This window comes from Nocardiopsis sp. NPDC055824 (genome assembly GCF_053616335.1).
Genome location: NZ_JBSHDN010000057.1, coordinates 1 through 18,773, shown reverse-complemented (window position 1 = coordinate 18,773; position 18,773 = coordinate 1). Strand labels below are relative to the sequence as shown.

The 18,773-nt window shown below is 73.5% G+C and carries 14 protein-coding genes; 3 read left to right on the top strand and 11 right to left on the bottom strand.

The window, feature by feature from the left end; translation table 11 throughout:
- Window positions 1-963 carry an MBL fold metallo-hydrolase gene (locus ACWGL3_RS14265; RefSeq protein WP_267944569.1) on the bottom strand — a complete coding sequence of 321 codons (963 nt, stop codon included), beginning with the start codon at window positions 961-963 and terminating at the stop codon, window positions 1-3.
- 362 nt (window positions 964-1,325) lie between these two features.
- On the opposite strand from ACWGL3_RS14265, the gene ACWGL3_RS14260 reads away from it, so the two are divergent.
- From ACWGL3_RS14260 to ACWGL3_RS14250, 3 genes are all read left to right on the top strand, one after another.
- Window positions 1,326-1,865: a MarR family winged helix-turn-helix transcriptional regulator gene (locus ACWGL3_RS14260; protein ID WP_267944570.1), complete on the top strand. Its 540-nt coding sequence runs from the start codon at window positions 1,326-1,328 to the stop codon at window positions 1,863-1,865.
- A 114-nt stretch (window positions 1,866-1,979) separates the two neighbouring features.
- Window positions 1,980-3,035: an aminotransferase class V-fold PLP-dependent enzyme gene (locus ACWGL3_RS14255; protein ID WP_267944571.1), complete on the top strand. Its 1,056-nt coding sequence runs from the start codon at window positions 1,980-1,982 to the stop codon at window positions 3,033-3,035.
- A gap of 174 nt (window positions 3,036-3,209) precedes the next feature.
- Window positions 3,210-4,568: a flavin monoamine oxidase family protein gene (locus ACWGL3_RS14250; RefSeq protein ID WP_267944572.1), complete on the top strand. Its 1,359-nt coding sequence runs from the start codon at window positions 3,210-3,212 to the stop codon at window positions 4,566-4,568.
- 140 nt (window positions 4,569-4,708) lie between these two features.
- On the opposite strand, the gene ACWGL3_RS14245 is transcribed toward ACWGL3_RS14250, so the two are convergent.
- From ACWGL3_RS14245 to ACWGL3_RS14200, 10 genes are all read right to left on the bottom strand, one after another.
- The gene (locus tag ACWGL3_RS14245) at window positions 4,709-6,073 is read right to left on the bottom strand and encodes a TrkH family potassium uptake protein (protein WP_267944573.1); all 1,365 of its coding nucleotides are present in this window, start codon (window positions 6,071-6,073) and stop codon (window positions 4,709-4,711) included.
- Window positions 6,074-6,126: 53 nt separating this feature from the next.
- Window positions 6,127-6,834: a response regulator transcription factor gene (locus ACWGL3_RS14240; protein WP_267944574.1), complete on the bottom strand. Its 708-nt coding sequence runs from the start codon at window positions 6,832-6,834 to the stop codon at window positions 6,127-6,129.
- Complete coding sequence (locus ACWGL3_RS14235) at window positions 6,831-9,332, bottom strand: ATP-binding protein (RefSeq protein ID WP_267944575.1); 2,502 nt, start codon at window positions 9,330-9,332, stop codon at window positions 6,831-6,833. The genes ACWGL3_RS14240 and ACWGL3_RS14235 overlap by 4 nt, the downstream gene beginning before the upstream one ends.
- The gene (kdpC, locus tag ACWGL3_RS14230) at window positions 9,329-9,949 is read right to left on the bottom strand and encodes a potassium-transporting ATPase subunit KdpC (RefSeq protein ID WP_267944576.1); all 621 of its coding nucleotides are present in this window, start codon (window positions 9,947-9,949) and stop codon (window positions 9,329-9,331) included. The genes ACWGL3_RS14235 and kdpC overlap by 4 nt, the downstream gene beginning before the upstream one ends.
- 24 nt (window positions 9,950-9,973) lie before the next feature.
- A complete protein-coding gene (gene kdpB / locus ACWGL3_RS14225) occupies window positions 9,974-12,136 on the bottom strand; it encodes a potassium-transporting ATPase subunit KdpB (protein WP_267944577.1) in 2,163 nt (720 codons plus the stop codon).
- A gap of 6 nt (window positions 12,137-12,142) precedes the next feature.
- On the bottom strand, window positions 12,143-13,813 hold the full coding sequence (gene kdpA / locus ACWGL3_RS14220) for a potassium-transporting ATPase subunit KdpA (RefSeq protein ID WP_267944578.1): 1,671 nt from the start codon (window positions 13,811-13,813) through the stop codon (window positions 12,143-12,145).
- Window positions 13,813-13,902 carry a potassium-transporting ATPase subunit F gene (locus tag ACWGL3_RS14215; protein ID WP_267944579.1) on the bottom strand — a complete coding sequence of 30 codons (90 nt, stop codon included), beginning with the start codon at window positions 13,900-13,902 and terminating at the stop codon, window positions 13,813-13,815. The genes kdpA and ACWGL3_RS14215 overlap by 1 nt, the downstream gene beginning before the upstream one ends.
- A 380-nt stretch (window positions 13,903-14,282) precedes the next feature.
- Window positions 14,283-15,731, bottom strand: coding sequence for an alanine/glycine:cation symporter family protein (locus tag ACWGL3_RS14210; RefSeq protein ID WP_267944580.1), 1,449 nt, complete (start codon window positions 15,729-15,731; stop codon window positions 14,283-14,285).
- A gap of 389 nt (window positions 15,732-16,120) precedes the next feature.
- Window positions 16,121-17,398, bottom strand: a complete 1,278-nt coding sequence (locus tag ACWGL3_RS14205; protein ID WP_267944581.1) for a GNAT family N-acetyltransferase — start codon at window positions 17,396-17,398, stop codon at window positions 16,121-16,123.
- A 35-nt stretch (window positions 17,399-17,433) separates the two neighbouring features.
- Entirely contained in the window at window positions 17,434-18,705 is a 1,272-nt protein-coding gene (locus ACWGL3_RS14200; protein ID WP_452461370.1) for a GNAT family N-acetyltransferase, read from the bottom strand.
- Between the last annotated feature and the right edge of the window lie 68 nt (window positions 18,706-18,773).

Sequence of the window (18,773 nt, the reverse complement as noted above, 5' to 3'; positions counted from 1 at the left end):
TCATCCCTGGAGCTGGGCCCACACCTCGCGGTCGCGCTCGGCCGTCCAGATGACGGGCCGCTCGATACCGCGGAACTCGTCCCACAGGCGCGAGACGTCGAAGGGCAGGCAGTGCTCGAAGATGGGCCAGTGGCCGTAGTCGCCCTCGAGCGCCGCGTGCGTGGCGGTGAAGGCCTCCTTGAGGGTGCCGCCGCGCTCGTGGACGGCCCCGACCTCGCGGATCATCACGTCGAGGAAGTTGCGGGTCTGCTCGATGGCGGCGTCGACCTCGTCGCGGCCCCTGCTGACGGCGCCGCGCCCGCCGACGAGCATCTCGGCGCCGAGCGCCTTGACCCGGTCCAGGGTCTGCCCGGCCCAGTCCTTGTGGAAGGCGTCGCCGGTGTAGAGGGCGGCCTGAGCCTCGACGAGGTCGCCGGCGAAGAGGATCTTCTGCCGGGGCAGCCAGGCGACGATGTCGCCCTCGGTGTGGCCCCGCCCGAAGTACTGCAGGACGAGTTCTCCGCGGTCGCCGCCCAGGTCGATGGTGGTGCGGTCGGCGAAGGTCTGCGTGGGCCAGGTGAGGCCGGGGACGGAGTCGGCGTCCTTGGCCAGGCGGGGCATGCGGCCGAACTCGCTGGCCCAGTCCTCCTCGCCCCGCTCGCGGATGAGTTCGTGGGTCTTCTCGTGGGTGAGGATGATCTCGGCGTCGAAGGCGCTGGCCCCGAGGACGCGCACCGCGTGGTAGTGGGAGAGCACCAGGTAGCGGACCGGCTTGTCGGTCTGCTCGCGCAGGACCTTCAGCCAGTCGCGTGCGGCGGCGGGGGTGGCGAGGGCCTCGAAGGCGACGACGAAGTCCTCGCCCTCGATGGCGCCGACGTTGGGGTCGCCCTCCGCGGTCAGCGCGTAGACCCCGTCGGCCAGGACCTCCAGTGTCTGCGGCTTGGCCTCGGTGTCGGCGGAGGAGGCGAACGGCTTGGCTGCCATGGTCTGAGGACCCTTCACTCGCTCAGGATGGCCGCGGCCACCCAATTGATCAAAGGTTTGATGATCATGACCCTAACGTGCTCCACGCCACAGGACCAAGAGACGCGGAGCCACCAGTGGAGTGATACAGGTCACACATCAAGGCTACCCGGGGAACCACTCCGACCAGCCCGTTCGCCTGTCCCACCCGCCCCACGACCACCGCGCACCCCGCCGAAGGAGCATCGCGGTCCCGGTCCCGCCCCGGGCTCCCGCCGGGGCGCCGGCGTGCCCGCGCGCCGCTCCGGCCCGCCGCGACACGGGGCCGGAGCGTGCGTTCCCCGGCCCGCGGACGCGCCGCACCAGGGGTTAGGCTGGGCGCCGTGACCCACGACACCGCCCCCCCAAGCGATCTCACCTTCTGGTCGTTCGTCGACTACGCGGTGCGGAAGGCCGAACAGGAACTGCCCTCCGTCAACGCCGACGCCATGCGCATGGTCCTGACCCTCAACCGGGCCACGAGCATGGTCGTCTACGACCTGGAGTCCTCCGTCCACCGCCCGCGCGGTCTCACCTGGCCGGGGTTCCGGGTGATCTTCGCGCTGTGGCTGGCCGGCCCCATGGAGGCCAAGACCACCGCCGAGATCTCCGGCATGAGCCGGGCGGCCCTGTCCGCGCTCCTCAACACCCTCGAACGCGACGGGCTGATCGTCCGCGAACGCGCCACCCACGACCGGCGCGCCCTCCAGCTCACCCTCACCGAGGCCGGGTACGGGGCGATCCTCGGCGGCTTCCGCGCGCACAACAGGCGCGAGACCGCCTGGGCCGCCGCCCTCGAACCCGAGGAGCGCACCGAGCTGGTCCGCCTGCTCAACAAGCTCATGGCCGGGTCCACCGAGGCCAAGGCCAAGTTCCGCAACTGACCCGCACGCCTGCGCCCCGGGCCGCCCGGAGCCGGCGGGCCCCGGCCGAGGCGGAGTCCGCTCCGACCCGGATTGGACCTTGAGCGCCGTCCCGCGAACGGCGAGCATCGGACCATGCACAACACCGGCCGCGACCGCCTCCGCTCCGCGCAGAGCCAGTTCTCCCCCGAGACGACCTACCTCAACACCGCCACCCACGGGCTGACCCCCCGCACGGCCCTCCTCGAACTGGAGCGGCACCTGCGCTCGGTGGGCGCCGGACGGTTCTCCCCCGCGGAGGCGGACCCCGGCATCGCCGCGGCCCGCGGCGCCTATGCCCGCCTCACGGGCGTTCCCGTCGAACGGGTGGCCATCGGCTCCCACGCCTCCCAGTTCGTCGGGACGATCGCCGCGAGCCTGCCGCCCGGTTCCGAGGTCCTGACCGCCGCCCGCGAGTTCAGCTCCGTCGTCCACCCCTTCCTCGCCCGGGAGCCGCACGGCGTCCGGGTGCGCGAGGTGCCCCTGGACCGGCTGGCCGACGAGGTCGGCCCGGGCACCGCCCTGGTCGCCGTCTCGGCGGTGCAGTCCTCCGACGGCGCCGTCGCCCCGGTGGAGGACCTCCTGGAGGCCTGCGCCCACCACGGGGCGCGGCTGATGCTGGACACCACCCAGGCGGGATGGCTGCCCCTCCCCCTGGAGCGGGTCGACTACACCGTGTGCAGCACCTACAAGTGGCTGCTGGGGCCGCGCGGATCGGCCTTCCTCACCGCGACCGCGGAGGCACTGGCCGGGCTCGGCCCCCTGGCCGCGAACTGGTACGCCGCCGCCGACCCGTGGAACTCCCTCTACGGAGGCCCCCTGGAGCTCGCCGACGGGGCGCGGCGCCTGGACCTGGCCCCCGTGTGGTTCTCGTGGGTCGGGTTGGCGCCCGCCCTGGAGCTGGTCGAGGAGGTCGGCCTCGAGACGGTCCGCGAACACGACGCCGGGCTCGGCGACCGGCTGCTCACGGCACTGGACCTCCCGCCGGCCGGGTCGGCGATCGTGTCCCTGGCCGTGTCCGAGGACCTGTCCCGGAAGGTCGCCGAGGCCGGGATCGCCGCGTCCACCCGCGCCGGACGGCTCAGGGTGTCCTTCCACCTGTACAACACCGAGGAGGAGGTGGACCGGCTCGTCAAGGTCCTGACCTCCTGAGACCCCGGGCTCCCGCTCCCCCGGCGCCGGTCCCGCGCGTCCGCCCTCCCCGCGCCGCACGGGGCCGGCCGCGTACGGCGCCGGCGGCCCGCTCGGGGCCGCCGCCCGGCACTCCACCGCACCTGGGACCGTTGAGCCATCACAGGGAAGCGGAAGACGAGGAGAGAGTGGGCCGTGGAGCACAGCGATGTCGTCATCGTGGGAGCCGGGCTGTCGGGACTGGCCGCGGCGTGGCGGCTGAGGGCGGGCGGCGTCCGCTCGGTGGTGGTCCTGGAGGGCCGGGCCGCGCCGGGAGGGCGCGCGGCCGCGGTGTCCCCGCCGCCGGACGGCCTGCCTCCGGCGAGCATGTACGCGCGGCGGTCGGACCGGGACCTGCTGGAGCTGGCGGCGGCCCTGGACGTCCCGGTCGACGAGCTGCCCGACAACCCCGGGCTGAGCGACCTGCGCATCGACGAGGACGGCGGGACCGAGGCCAGCGACGAGCACATGCCCCTGGGCGCCTCCTGGTGGACCCTGCTCCGCAACGAGTGGATCCTGGGGCGCGTCGCCCGGCTCGCCGAGGGGGTCGACTTCGCCGAGCCCTGGCGCTCGGCCGACGCCGAGCACCTGGACGCCCTGACCGTCCGCGGGTGGCTGCGCTCGCACACCTCCGACCCGGACCTGCTCGAACTGGTCGAGGAGCAGCTGACCCTGGCCGCGGCCCTGCCCGCCGACCGCATGAGCATGCTGTGGCTGCTCGCCCACCTGGGGCCGGAGCCGGACAGGGGCGAACGGCCCCTGCGCCTGGACGCCGACCTCCTGGTGCGCAGGCTGGCCGCGCGGGCGGGCGACGCCGTCCGGCCCGGCCACCACGTCTCCCGCATCGAGCACGGCGACGGGAGGGTGCGGCTCTCGGGCGACTGGGGGTCGCTGTCGGCCGACCGCGTGCTCGTCGCGTGCCCGCCCTCCGACGCCGGCCGCCTGGAGGTGGCGCCCCCGCTCCCGGCGAGCCGCCGCCGGCTCCAGAGGCAGTGGCCGCAGGCAGAGGTCATCCGCACCGAGATCGTCTACTGGCGACCCTTCTGGCGCGGGTTCGGCCTGTCCGGGGAGATGCACTTCGACGACGGCGTCCCCGCGTGGACCGTCGACGACAGCCCGCCCGGGGCCTCCCAGGGACGCCTGGTGGCCCACACCTACACGTTCGGCGAGGCCGATCCCCTGGGCGCCGACCAGAGCGTCGCCGACGACCCAAAACGCCACCGGGCCCTGCTGCTGGAGAACCTGAGCGGTGTGCTCGGCCCCTTGGCGGCGAATCCGGTCTCCCTCCGCCAGCCCCTGCCGGACGCCGACCCCTACAGCCGCGCCTACCAGTCCCCGATGCCTCCGGGGTTCCTGACCGAGTTCGGCCCCCTCCTGCGCGCTCCGGTGGGGCCGCTCCACTGGGCCGCGACGGAGACCGCGGTGTTCCCGTGCAACGGGACCCTCGACGGCGCCGTCAGGAGCGGGTACCGCGCGGCCGACGAGGTCCTGGACCCGACAGCCCGCGGAGCCTGAGGGTCCGAGCGCGGGGAGGGGCCGCCGCTTCGGCCGGGGCGGGGGCCGCCGTGCCGCCCCTGCTCCGCCGCGGCGGCCCCGCTCCTCCCTGACGGGCCCGGAGCCACCGCGGCGCCCGACCGTGGGGGCGCGGAGGTCCCTCAGCCCACGATGGGGCGCTCCTCGGGCAGCTCGTAGGCGCGCGCCCGGCGCCGCAGCGCCAGGGCCGACGCCAGGGCGATCGGGCCGATCCTGCCGACGAACATCAGGAAGACGAGCACCATCTGCCCCGGGACCGGGAGGTCCGCGGTGATGCCGGTCGACAGGCCGACCGTGGCGAAGGCCGACGTCGTCTCGAACAGGATCTCGTCCAGGGTGAAGGTGGTCATCGTCATCAGCGCGAGCGTGCCGGCGAGGACCAGGGACAGGGACAGCAGCACCACGGTGACCGCCTGGGAGGCGACGCCCTCGCCCAGGCGGCGGTGGCCGACGTGGACGGTGGGCTCTCCGCGCACGTTGGCCAGGACCACGAACAGCAGGACCGCGAACGTCGTCACCTTGATGCCGCCGGCGGTGCCCGCGCTGCCGCCGCCGACGAACATCAGGAGGTCGGTGACCAGCAGCGTCTGGGTGTTCATGGCACCGAAGTCCAGGCTGTTGAAGCCGGCCGTGCGCGGCATGACCGCCTGGAAGAACCCGGTGAGGAGCTTGCCGCGCAGGTCCAGCCCGCCCATCGTGGCCGGGTTGTCCCACTCCAGGGCCAGGAAGGCCGCGAAGCCGACCGCCAGCAGGCACCCCGTGACGGACAGGGTGATCCTGGCGTGGATCGTCCAGGTGTGCCGCTCACCCCTGCGTCGCGCGAACCGCCACAGTTCCACCCACACCGGGAACCCCAGACCGCCCGCGACGACCCCCACGGCGACGGGCACCGTGATCCACGGGTCGGTGGCGTACCCCATGAGGCTGTCGGCGAAGGGCGAGAAGCCGGCGTTGTTGAAGGACGAGACCGCGTGGAAGAGGCCCAGGTAGGCCGCGGAGCCGAGGGGGAGGTCGTACCCGATCCACCAGCGCAGCGTGAGGACCGCCATGACGGCCGTCTCGAAGACGAGGGTCACCGTGAGGATGCCGACGGCGATCCGGCGCACCTCCCCCAGGGTGAGGGTCTTGGTCTCCGAGCCGGTGCGCACGGCCATGCGCAGGCCCAGGTGGCGGCCCACCACGAGGGTGAGCACGGTCGCCAGGGCCATGATGCCGAAGCCGCCCACCTGGATGAGCGCCAGGATCACGCCCTCGCCCAGGAAGGACCAGTGGCCCCCCGTGTCGACCACCGCGAGGCCGGTCACGCTGGCCGCGGAGGTGGAGGTGAACAGGGCGGCGGCGAACGGCGTCCGTTCCCCGCTCTCGGTGGCGGCGGGGAGCGCCAGCAGACCCGCCCCGCAGAGCACGAGGAGCGCGAACGTCAGCACGGTGAGCTGCGGCGGGCTGATCCGCTGCGAGAGGTCCCGCAGCCGTCGTCCGGCGCGCACCCCGGTCCGGCCCCGACGCCGCGGCGGTCCAGGTCTTCGCCCGGGGCCCGGGTTCACGCCTCCCCGCCGTCGGAGCCGCCCTGCAGGAACCGGTATCCCATGCCGGGCTCGGTGATCAGGAAGCGCGGCGACTTCGGCTCCGGTTCGATCTTCTTGCGGATCTGGGAGACGTACAGGCGCAGGTAGCCGGTGTCGTGGACGTGGTCGGACCCCCAGATGTCGGAGAGGAGCGTCTGCCGCGTCACGAGCTTGCCCGAGTGGCGGACGAGGATCTCCAGGAGGCGCCACTCGGTGGGCGTCAGCCGGACGAGCTCCCCGCCGGAGGGACCGGGCCGGGTCACCGTCCTGGCGGAGAGGTCGACGGTCAGGTCCCCCACCCGCACGACCGGGTCCGAGTCGCCGCCGACGCCCCGGCGGGTCAGGGCGCGGACGCGCGCCAGCAGCTCGTCGATGGCGAAGGGCTTGGTGATGTAGTCGTCCGCACCGGAGTCCAGGGCCCGGACCTTGTCCACGGAGTCGGTGCGCCCGGAGACGACGAGGATGGGCGCGCTCGTCCACCCCCGGATGCCCTCGATGACCCCGACGCCGTCCAGGCGGGGCATGCCCAGGTCGATCAGGTACAGGTCCGGGCGCTGGTCGACGGCGGCCCTGAGGGCGTCGGCGCCGTTCGTGGCGACGACGATGTCGTAGCCGCGTGCGCGCAGGGTGACCCGCAGTGCCCGGAGGATCTGCGGGTCGTCGTCGGCGACGAGGATCTTCACCGGTCCGTCCTTCCAGAAGCCTGTCCGTCCGCGACGGGCAGGGAGATGACCATCGTCAGTCCTCCGCCGGGGGTGTCCTCGGCGGAGAGCCCGCCCCCCATCCCCTCCACGAAGCCCTTGGAGAGGCTGAGCCCCAGGCCGAGCCCGGTGGTGTTGTCGGTGTCGCCCAGGCGCTGGAACGGCACGAACAGCTGCTCCCGCCGGTCGGGCGGGACTCCGCCCCCGTGGTCGATGACGCGGATCTGCACGGTGTCCCCGAACACGCTCGTGGCCACGCGCGCGCTGCGGTCGCCCGGCGAGAACCGGACGGCGTTGGCGAGGATGTTGACGATGGCCCGCTGCAGCAGGCCCGCGTCCGCGCGCACGCACGGCAGGTCGGGGTCCAGGTCCAGGTCGACGTCGGCGGGACCGAGGTCCAGCTCGTCCAGGGACGGCAGGATCACCTCGTCGACGTCGGTGGCGGCGAGCGAGACCACGAGGGCTCCGGCCTGGATGCGGCTGACGTCGAGGAGGTCGGTCACCAGGCCGGTCAGCGTGGTCAGGCTCTCCTCCGCCGTGGCGAGCAGCTCGTCGCGGTCCGCGGGGGACCAGCTGACCTCGGACGAGCGCAGGCTGCTGACCGCGGTGGTCGCCGCCGTCAGCGGCCTGCGCAGGTCGTGGCTGACCGCCGACAGCAGGGCGCTGCGCACCTGGTCGTTCTCGGCGAGCGGGCCGACCTCGCTGGCCGTGTCGCTCAGGTCCTGGTGTTCGAGGGCCGCGTCGATCTGCGCGGCGATCACGCCGAGGAGCCGCCTCTCGGAGGCGCCCGGCTCGGCGCCGTGGAGTTCGAGGGAGGCGCGGTCGCCGACCCGCACGACGGCGGGCTCCTCCCCTCCCCGGGGCTGGCCGGACGCGCACAGGACGTCCTCCCCCGAGCGCAGTCGCACGGCGTCCAGCCCGAACGCCTCCCTGGTGCGGTCCACCAGCGCCTGGAGGGCGTCCTGGCCCCGCAGGACGCTGCCCGCGACCGTGGCGAGGAGTTCGGACTCCGCCCCGGCCCGGAGGGCGGAGCGCGACCGGCGCGCCGCCTGGTCGACGATGTAGCTGACGAGGGAGGCGTTGACGACGTAGAGGACCAGGGCGAGCAGGTGGACCGGCTCGTCGACCGTGATGGTCCGCACCGGTTCGATGAAGAAGTAGTCCAGTGTGACCGCCGACAGGACGGCGGTGTACAGCGCGGGCCAGATGCCCCCGACGAGCGCGACGACGATGACCAGCAGCTGGTAGGCCAGGACCTCGACGACGATGGACTCGGCGCTGCGCTGGCCGACGAGCAGCCAGGTCAGGACGGGGCCACCGAGCACCGAGAGGGCGAAGCCCAGGAGGCGGCGCCTGGCGGTCAGCGCCCCGCCCGGCCGGGGGAGCGCGAAGCGTCCCCCGGCCGCCGCGTGGTTGACGATGTGGACGTCGATGCCGCCGGACTCGCGGATGACGGTGGCGCCGATGCCGGGGCCGGTCAGTGCGGTGGCGAGGCGCCCCCGGCGGCTGATGCCGATGACCAGCTGGGTGGCGTTCACCGCGCGGGCGAACCCGACGAGGGACTCGGGGATGCCGTCGCCGACCACCTGGTGGAAGGTGCCGCCGAGTTTCTCGGTCAGGGCCCGCTGCGCGGCGAGTGCCCCGGGACGGCCCTCGCGCAGCCCCTCCTGGCTGCTCACGTGCACGGCCAGGAGCTCGCCCCCGGAGGAGCGCGCGGCGATGCGCGCCCCCCTGCGGAGCAGGGTCTCCCCCTCGGGCCCGCCGGTCAGGGCGACGACGACGCGCTCCCGGGCCTCCCACGTGCTGTCGATGCGGTGCTCGGCCCGGTAGTCCTTCAGCGCGCTGTCCACCTCGTCCGCCAGCCACAGCAGCGCGAGCTCGCGCAGCGCGGTGAGGTTGCCCAGGCGGAAGTAGTTGGACAGGGCGGCGTCGATCCGCTCGGCGGGGTAGACGTTCCCCGCCGCCAGGCGGTCCCGGAGGGCCTGCGGCGCCAGGTCGACCAGTTCGATCTGGTCGGCGGCGCGCAGCACCTGGTCCGGGACGGTCTCGCGCTGCGGGACGCCGGTGATCCGCTGGACGACGTCGTTGAGGGACTCGATGTGCTGGATGTTGACGGTCGTGATGACGTCGATCCCGGCCGCCAGCAGCGCCGACACGTCCTCCCAGCGCTTCTCGTGGCGCGCCCCCGGGGCGTTGGTGTGCGCGTACTCGTCGACCAGCGCCGTCCCCGGACGGCGCGCCAGGACGGCGTCCAGGTCCATCTCGGCCAGGCCGACGCCCCGGTGGGACACCGTCGTCCGGGGCACCGCCTCGACGCCCTCGGCCATCGCCGCCGTGCCGCAGCGGCCGTGCGTCTCGACGACGGCGACCACGACGTCCCCGCCCTCCTCGCGCAGGCGCCGCCCCTCCTCGAGCATGGTGTAGGTCTTGCCGACCCCGGGAGCGGCGCCCAGGAAGACCCTCAGCCGGCCTCTCCTCATCTGCCTTCCGCCCCCCACCCGTCGACGGCGAGGTTCAGCTTCAGGACGTTGACCCTCTCCTCGCCCAGGAACCCCAGGTCCCGGGGCTCGATACTACGCCGGACCAGGTCCTGGACGTCCGCTGCCGGCACCCCCCGCGCCTCCGCGACGCGCGGCGCCTGGAGCAGCGCGTACGCGGGGCTGATGTGCGGGTCCAGACCGGAACCCGAGGCGGTCAGGGCGTCCGCGGGGACGCTCCCGGGATCGACCCCCTCGAACTCCGCGACCGCCGCCCGCCGTTCCTCGACCGTGTCCACGAGGTCGGGGTTCTCCGGACCGAGGTTGCTCCCGCCGGAGGCCCCGGCGTCGTGTCCGTCGCCGGCGGCGGAGGGCCGGGACTGGAACCACTCGGGGAGCGGTGCGCCGTCGGCGCCGGTGAAGGACTGCCCGATCAGGGACGAGCCGACGACCGTGCCGTCCTGCGCCCTGACGGGCGAGCCGTCGGCGCGTTCCGGCATGAGCACCCGGCCGACGCCGGTCACAGCCAGCGGATAGACCAGGCCCAGGACGACGGTGAGGACCAGGAACGCCCGGAGGGCGGTTCCGTGGTGGCGGATCAGTACGCGTGTGGAACCCATGGTGGGTGTCTCCCTTCGGAGCCGTCAGAAACCGGGAAGAAGGCTGACGGCGAGGTCGATGAGTTTGATGCCGGCGAAGGGGGCCGCCACTCCGCCGAGCCCGTAGACGAGCAGGTTGCGGCTGAGGATCTGCGGCGCGCGCAGGGGCCGGTACCGGACACCGCGCAGCGCGAGCGGGATGAGGACCACGATGATCACGGCATTGAAGACGATCGCCGACATGATCGCGGACGCGGGAGAGGCCAGGCCCATGACGTTCAGCGCGCCCAGACCGGGGAAGACCCCGGCGAACATGGCCGGGATGACCGCGAAGTACTTGGCGATGTCGTTGGCGACGGAGAACGTGGTCAGCGCCCCCCGGGTGATGAGCAGCTGCTTGCCGATACGGACCACGTCGATGAGCTTGGTGGGGTCCGAGTCCAGGTCCACCATGTTCCCGGCCTCCTTGGCCGCCGAGGTGCCGGTGTTCATCGCCACGCCGACGTCGGCCTGGGCCAGTGCGGGGGCGTCGTTGGTGCCGTCCCCGGTCATCGCGACGAGCCCGCCCCCCTGCTGCTCCCTGCGGATGAGGGCGAGTTTCTGCTCCGGGGTGGCCTCGGCGAGGAAGTCGTCCACCCCGGCCTCGGCGGCGATCGCCTTCGCCGTCAGGGGGTTGTCCCCGGTGACCATCACGGTGCGGATGCCCATCTCGCGGAGTTGCGCGAAGCGTTCGGCGATGCCCTCCTTGACCACGTCCTTGAGGTGGATCACGCCCAGTACGGCGGTGTGTCCCGAGGGCCTGCGCACCGCCACGACCAGCGGTGTGCCCCCGCTGTCGGAGATCCGCCCGACCCGGTCCTCCAGCTCCGTGCGGACGACGGGGCCCACGGGGCCCGTCTCCCGGACCCAGGCGAGCACCGCCGAGCCCGCGCCCTTGCGGATCAGGGTGCCGTCGGGCAGATCGACACCGCTCATCCGGGTCTGGGCGGTGAAGGGGACGACCTCGCCGGGTGACGCGGCGTCCACCACCACCCCCTCGGCGCGGGCGAGTTCCACCACGGAGGTGCCCTCGGGGGTGGGGTCGGCCAGGGAGGCCAGCGCCGCGGAGCTGACCAGGTCCGGCTTCCGCACGCCCTCCAGGGGCACGAACTCGCTGGCCCGCCGGTTGCCGTGGGTGATGGTGCCGGTCTTGTCCAGCAGCAGGGTGGTCACGTCGCCGGCGGCCTCGACGGCGCGGCCGGACATGGCCAGCACGTTGTGCTGCACGAGGCGGTCCATGCCGGCGATGCCGATGGCGGACAGCAGGGCGCCGATGGTGGTGGGGATCAGGCACACGAGCAGCGCGACCAGGACGGGGACGCTGACCGGCGCCCCGGCGTAGGAGGCGATCGGGTGCAGGGTGAGGGCGACGACCACGAAGACGACCGACAGGCTCGCCAACAGGATGTTGAGCGCGATCTCGTTGGGGGTCTTCTGCCGCTCGGCGCCCTCGACCAGGGCGATCATCCTGTCGACGAAGGTCTCCCCCGGCCTGGACGTGATGCGGACGACGATCCGGTCCGAGAGCACGCGGGTGCCGCCGGTGACGGCGCTGCGGTCGCCGCCGGACTCGCGCACCACGGGCGCGGACTCCCCGGTGATCGCCGACTCGTCCACCGAGGCGATGCCCCAGACGATGTCGCCGTCGCCGGGAACCGGTTCTCCCGCCGAGACGGCCACGACGTCCCCGGGGCTGAGATCGGCCGAGGAGACGGGGCGTGTCCCGGTGTCCTCCGCGGAGGGGTCGGCCTCCGGGTCGTAGCCGACCACCAGGTTCGCCGCGGTACTGGTCCGGGTCCTGCGCAGGCTGTCGGCCTGGGCCCTGCCCCTGCCCTCGGCCACGGACTCGGCCAGGTTGGCGAAGACCACGGTCAGCCAGAGGCAGCCGGCGATCGCCCAGGTGAAGCCCGCCGGGATCGGCGAGCCCCCGGACGCCTCGGGGCCTCCGAAAAACGGTTCGGCGACCGCCATGGCCGTGGTGAGCGCGGCCCCGACCTCGACGACGAACATGACGGGGTTGCGGTACATGATCCGCGGGTCGAGCTTGCGCAGCGCCCCGGGGAGCGCGGCGGCGACCTGGGCCGGTCCGAACGCCCTGCGGCGGCCTCCGGTCGCGGGGTCGGCGCTCGGCGGCGCCTCGGCGACGGGTGGGCGGGATGTCGTGGTCATGGTCGGTTACAGTCCTTCCGCCAGGGGGCCCAGCGCGAGCACGGGGAAGTAGGTCAGGGCGGTCACCACGACGGTGACGCCGATCAGCAGGCCGACGAACTGCGGTCTGTGGGTGGGCAGGGTGCCGCCGGTCGCGGGCGCCTTGTCCTGGGCCGCGAGTGCGCCGGCCAGGGCGAGGACGAACACGATCGGGACGAACCGTCCCAGCAGCATGGCGATGCCCAGCGCGGTGTTGAACCAGGGCGTGTCCGCGGTCAGTCCGGCGAAGGCCGAGCCGTTGTTGTTGGACGCCGACGTGAACGCGTACAGCACCTCGGACAGGCCGTGGAGGCCGGGGTTGAGGATCGACGTCGCCTCCACGCCGGCGCGGACGGCGGGCACGGCGAAGCTGAGCGCCGTCCCCGCGAGGACCAGGGTCGGGGAGACGAGGATGTACAGGCTGGCGAGCTTGATCTCGCGCGGACCGATCCTCTTGCCGAGGTACTCCGGGGTGCGGCCGACCAGGAGGCCCCCGACGAAGACGGCCAGGAGGGCGAGCACCAGCATCCCGTAGAGGCCGGAGCCGACACCGCCGGGCGCGACCTCGCCGAGCATCATGTTGACCATAGGCACCATGCCGCCGAGGGCGGTGTAGGAGTCGAACATCGAGTTGACCGCGCCGGTCGAGGTCAGGGTGCTCGCCGAGCCGAACAGGGCGGAGGCGATGACGCCGAACCGCTGCTCCTTGCCCTCCAGCGCCGCTCCGGCGGCCTCGGGCGCCGCTCCGGCGCCGTTCAGCTCCAGGGCGGTGAGGGCGGTGAGGGAGACCACGAAGATCGCCGCCATGGCGGCGAGGACGGCGTAGCCCTGCCGGTGGTCGCCGACCATCCGGCCGAAGGTGCGCGGCAGCGAGAACGGGATCGCCAGCATGAGGACGATCTCGAACAGGTTGGTCCACGGCGAGGGGTTCTCGAACGGGTGCGCGGAGTTCGCGTTGAAGTAGCCGCCGCCGTTCGTGCCCAGGAGCTTGACCGCCTCCTGGGAGGCCGCCGTTCCGCCGGGGATCGTCTGCGTCGCGCCGGCGAGGGTCCGGACCTCGGTGGGGCCGCCGAGGTTCTGGACGACACCGCCCGCGATCAGGACCACGGCCGCGACCAGGGAGATCGGCAGGAGGATGCGCAGCGTTCCACGGGTGAGGTCGACCCAGAAGTTGCCGATCGTGCCCGAGCGGCGGCGCGCCAGTCCGCGGACCAGGGCGACGGCGACCGCGAGGCCCGCGGCGGCCGAGACGAAGTTCTGGACGGCCAGCCCGCCGAACTGCACGAGGTGGCCCACGGTCGCTTCCGGCGAGTACGACTGCCAGTTGGTGTTCGTCACGAACGACGCCGCGGTGCTGAACGCGAGCCCCTCGGGGACGGGCGGCAGCCCGAGGGAGAGGGGCAGGAACGCCTGGAGCCGCTGGAGCAGGTACAGGAACAGCAGGCCGACCGCGGAGAAGGCGAGCACCCCGCGCAGGTACGCCTGCCACGACTGCCCGGACGCCGGGTCCACTCCGATGAGCCGGTAGAAGCCCCGCTCGACCGCGAGGTCGCGGGGGGAGGTGAAGACGCGCGCCATGTACTCGCCGAGGGGCCGGTACAGCAGGGCGAGGACCAGCGCGACGGCGGCGGCGGGGAGGACCGCGAGGAGGACGGCCATCAGAACCGCTCCGGTTTGACGAGGGCGTACACGAGGTAGGCGACCGCGGCCGCCGCGAGCGCGGCCGCGAGGAGGTCGAAGGCGATCACAGCTTCGCGACCCCCCTGCCGATCACGCCGACCAGCGCGAAAGCGGCGAGCGCGGTGAGCACGTAGACGACGTCGAGCACGGGGCGACTCCCTGGGGTGAAGGGTGTGCCCCTCTGTCCGGGGCACGGGCCTCGAAGGCCTGAAACCCATACAAAACCCCTGGAACTGCGCCGATGCCGTTCCTAACGGCTTCCATGCGGAACCGGTGGTGAATCCTCACGGCATCCATGCGGCCCGTCGCCGTGCGGGACGCGGGGCCGGCCCCCGCACGGTGCCCTCCCCTGCGGAGCCGTGGCCCCGGACTCCCCGGAACACGGAACGGGGGCGCGGTCTCGACCGCGCCCCCGTTCACCCCGTCCGGATCCGCTCCGGCGCCCCCGTCACTGCTGACGGGCGTCCACCAGGTCGGGTTTCTTCCAGTCCGGGTCCGAGAAGTACTTCTTGGTCTCCGCGACGATGACCCCGCTGAGCACCAGCAGGCCGATGAGGTTGGGGACCGCCATCAGGCCGTTGGCCGCGTCGCTGAACGCCCAGGCGATGCTGAGGTCGGTCGTGGCGCCGACGTACACGACGAGGACGAACACGATGCGGAACGGGATGACCGCCTTGCGGCCGACCAGGTAGTCCAGGCAGCGCTCACCGTAGTAGGACCAGCCGACCAGCGTGGTGAAGGCGAAGAACATCAGGCTGATCGCCACGATGGCGCCGCCGACCGGGGCCAGCCCCGGCGAGATGGAGCCCAGGGCCTCGCTCATGGCCCAGTTGGTCATCAGGGCGCCGTCGCCCGTGTCCGCCTCGGCGTGCCAGGCGCCGGTGACGATGATGACCAGGCCCGTCATCGTCACGACGATGATGGTGTCGATGAAGGTCTGGGTCATGGAGACCATCGCCTGGCGGACCGGGTGCGCGGTCTTGGCCGCGGCGGCGGCGATGCCGCCGGTGCCCAGGCCCGACTCGTTCGAGAACATGCCGCGCGCCATGCCCTGCTGCATCGCGAGGATGAACGCCGAGCCCAGGAACCCTCCGACCGCGGAGGTGCCGGTGAAGGCGTCGGTGAAGATCAGGGCGATGGCCGCCGGGATCTCGGTGACGTAGACGGCCAGGACCACGAGGGCGGCCAGGACGTAGGCGATGATCATGAACGGCACGACGCCGGCGGCGAAGCGGCCGATGCTCTTGATGCCGCCGAGGATGACCGCGGCGACCAGCACGACCATGACGATCCCGGAGAGCCAGGTCGGCACGCCGAAGGTCGAGTCGAGCTGGCCCGCGACGGCGTTGGCCTGCGTCATGTTGCCGATGCCGAAGGAGGCCACGGCGCCGAAGAGCGCGAACAGGGTGCCGAGCACCAGGCCGAGTCTCGCCCCTCCGCTGCCGGGGCCGAACTTCTCGGCGAACCCGTGGCGCAGGTAGAACATCGGGCCGCCGCTCATCTCGCCCTTGGAGTCGGGGCGGCGGTACTTCACGCCGAGCAGGGCCTCGCTGTACTTGGTGGCCATGCCCAGGACGCCGGTGACCCACATCCAGAAGAGGGCTCCGGGGCCTCCGACGCCGATCGCCAGGGCCACGCCCGCGATGTTGCCGACGCCGACGGTGGCCGCGAGGGCGGTGCTGAGCGCCTGGTAGTGGGAGATGTCGCCCTTGGCCTGGCCGCCCTCGGTGCGGCGGATCAGCGCCAGCCACAGCGCGTGCCCGAGCACGCGGAACTGGAGCCCGCCCAGCCTGATGGTGAGGTAGACGCCCACGATCAGGAGCAGGGGTATCAGGAAGAACGGTCCCCACACGAAGGAAACGACGGCGTCCAGGATCGCCTGGATCGTATCGGTCATCAGAGTGTGTCTCCCTGTCGTCGATGGGTGGGCGCCCCCGGCGGGCCGGAGGCGGGTCCGAAGGCGTGCACGGAAGCGTTACAGGTGACGGTTACATCCGTGTCACGTGTTCCTGCCGCTACGGTCTCTGCTCACGCGCAGCGCCACCCGCACCGCGGTCCCCGGCCGTCCGGAGGGCCGGGCGGCGCCGCCGCGGCGACCAGTATCCCGCTCCGGGGGCGCGGGCACGCGCCCACGCGCGGCGGGTCCCGGGACGGTCCGCCGGGGCGGGCCGTGGAGCCCCGGGGCGGGGCACGCCGTGTCCCGTGCCCGTCGGAGCGGCGGGAGGGGGCCCTGCTGGCCGGTCCGCTGCCCGTGGCGGGAGCGGACCGGCCCGCGGCGGGCGACGGTCAGAAGATGCGGCCGCAGAACGGGGCGTCCGCCCGGTGCAGGGCCGCGTCCAGGCCGGCCACGGCGCCGGGGGTGTGCTCGGTGAGCAGGCCCGCGCGCAGGTACCCCTCCAGGGAGGTCTGCCCCAGGTAGGCGGCGCCCAGGTGCGACACGTCCAGGGAGACGTCCGGGGCGTCCTGCACGGCCTCCACCCGGGCTCCCCCGCGGTCGGCGCCGATCCTCCACCGGCCGGCGTTCCACGGCGCGTGGCGGTCGGCGACCTCCACCACCGCCTCCACCGGTGCCGCGTAGGAGCGCTCGGCGAGCGCCCCCGGCACGTCCACCAGCCGCATCCACAGGGACGTGTAGAGCGTGGGGACCACGCGGTCCCTGTCCACGACCAGGTGGCGCAGGGGGTTGTCCTCCGCCAGGAAGCCGAACCTGACCCTGCTCGTCAGGTCGCGGTTGAACAGGTGCTCGAACAGGGCCGTCCAGGCGGCGGGGGCGGTCGCCAGGACCTCCTCGACGTGCACCTCGCCACGGGCCCCGTCACCCGACCACTTGTTCAGGGTGCGGTAGAGGGCGTATCCCAGGGGGCCGTCCGGTCCGCTCACGACAGCGGCCAGCCTCGGGCTCTTCCCGTCGCGGGAGTCGGGCTTGTCCCGCAAGAACCTGTCCCACCAGTGGCTCCCGCGCTGGAACTGGCCGACCTGGGCCGCCGCCACCTCGCGGTGCACGAGCGCGAGGTCGTCGCGGACCCGGACGGGGTCGGCGAGCCGGACCCGCAGGGCGGGGTCCCGGGGCGCCTCCGGGCGCAGCACGCCGTACTGGCGCTGGACGGCCGTCTCCATCTCGGTCGCGGCCGGGCCGTAGCCGAAGCGGCCGTAGATGGCCCCCTCCGAGGCCCACAGGGCCGCGTACCTGCCGCCGGAGGCGCGGATGTCGGCCAGCTGCCGGCGCATCAGCGCGCTGAGCACGCCCCTGCGCCGGTACGTGGGCCACACGCCCACGGCGGTGACCCCCGCGACCGCGCGGGGCCCGCCGGGCAGCGCCATCTCGAAGGGGAAGTGGTTGGTGGCGCCCACGACCTCCTCCGCGTCCCCCTCCCCGTCGACCGCGACGAGGACGCGGTCGTACCCGACGGCGTCGTGCAGGGGGAAGGCGCGCTCCGCCATCGTGTCCGGGTCGTCGCCCGCGAGGAGGGCCTCGCCCACGACCCTGAGCACCTCGGGGAACTCGTCCCGGTCGGAGCCGCGCACGGTCCACGCGGGTCTCTCGGTCTCGGGGTTCTTCGTCATGCCGTTGCTACCGTTCTTCGTGTCTTCGCGGTCGGTCAGAAGTCCGTGGTGCACAGGGGTGCGCGGGGCACGTGCAGCGCGGTGTCCAGGCGGGCGGCCGCCCCCGGCGCGTGCTCGACGGCCAGGCCCGCGTCCACCAAGGCGGTCAGGGAACCGCCCCCCAGGTACACGGCGCCCAGGTGGGACACGTCCAGGGTCAGGTCGGGGGCCGCGTCGGCCGCGTCGGCGCGGGCTTCCCCGCCGCCGGCCCTGAGCCGCCAGCGCCCGGCGTTCCAGGGGGCGAACCGGTCGGTGACCTCCAGGACGGTGTCCAGGGGCGTGGCGTAGGAGCGTTCGGCCAGGGCGCCGGGGAGGTCCACCAGGCGTACCCACAGGGAGTCGAACTCCCGGCGCGCCAGTCGGCGCGGGTCGGCCAGCAGCACGGTGAGGATGTCGTCCTCGGCGAGGTTGTCCAGGTGCGCCGAGGAGACCAGGTCCCTGGAGAACAGGTGGTCGTACAGGGCGACCCCGGCCCGGGCCGTGGCCGCGACGACCTCCCGGACCCGGACCTCCCCCGTGGGGAGGCGGTCCTCCCACTTGTGCAGGACGCGGTAGAGGGCGTAGCCCTCGGCCCCGTCGGGGCCGCGCACGACGGCGGCGCGCAGCGGCCCGGCGCCCCGGCGGTCCCGCTCCTCGTCGTGCAGGAGCCATCCCCACCAGCCGGGCTTCCGGAGGATGTGGCCGTTGCGGGCGGAGGCCGTCCGGCGGTGCAGCTCCTCGATCTCGCCGCGGACGTGCCCGGGTTCGGTGAGGTCGACGGTGAGGGCCGGGTCGCGCGGGGCCCCGGGCCGCAGCGCGGCGTGGGCGAGCTGGACGGAGGCCTCGAACTGCCGGACGGCCGGGCCGTAGCCGAAGCGGCCGTAGATCGTGCCCTCCGAGGACCAGAGGACCGCGAGCTTCTCGCCGCGCTCGCGGACGTCGGCCAGCTGGCGCCGCATCAGCGCGCTGAGCACGCCCCTGCGCCGGTACGTGGGCCACACGCCCACGGCGGTGACCCCCGCGACCGCGCGGGGCCCGCCGGGCACGGTGAGGGTGAGCGAGTACGCCATGGTGGTGCCGACGATCCGCTCACCGTCCAGGGCGACCAGGGCGCGGTCGTACTCCGCGCTGGGGAAGTCCCGCTCCTCGCGGAGGAGCCTCTCCACCGGCAGGCCGATGGCCTCCGAGAAGACCGCCGCGAACTCGGGGTACTCCTGCTCCGTGCTTGTGCGCACGGCCCATCCCAGGTCGTCGTTGCGAGGGGGAACGGGGTGGTGAGCGCCTGCCATGGGCCGACCCTCTCAGCCGCGCCCGGCGCGGCGCCAGTGGTTTTCCGCGTGTCGGCGCGATCGTCCCC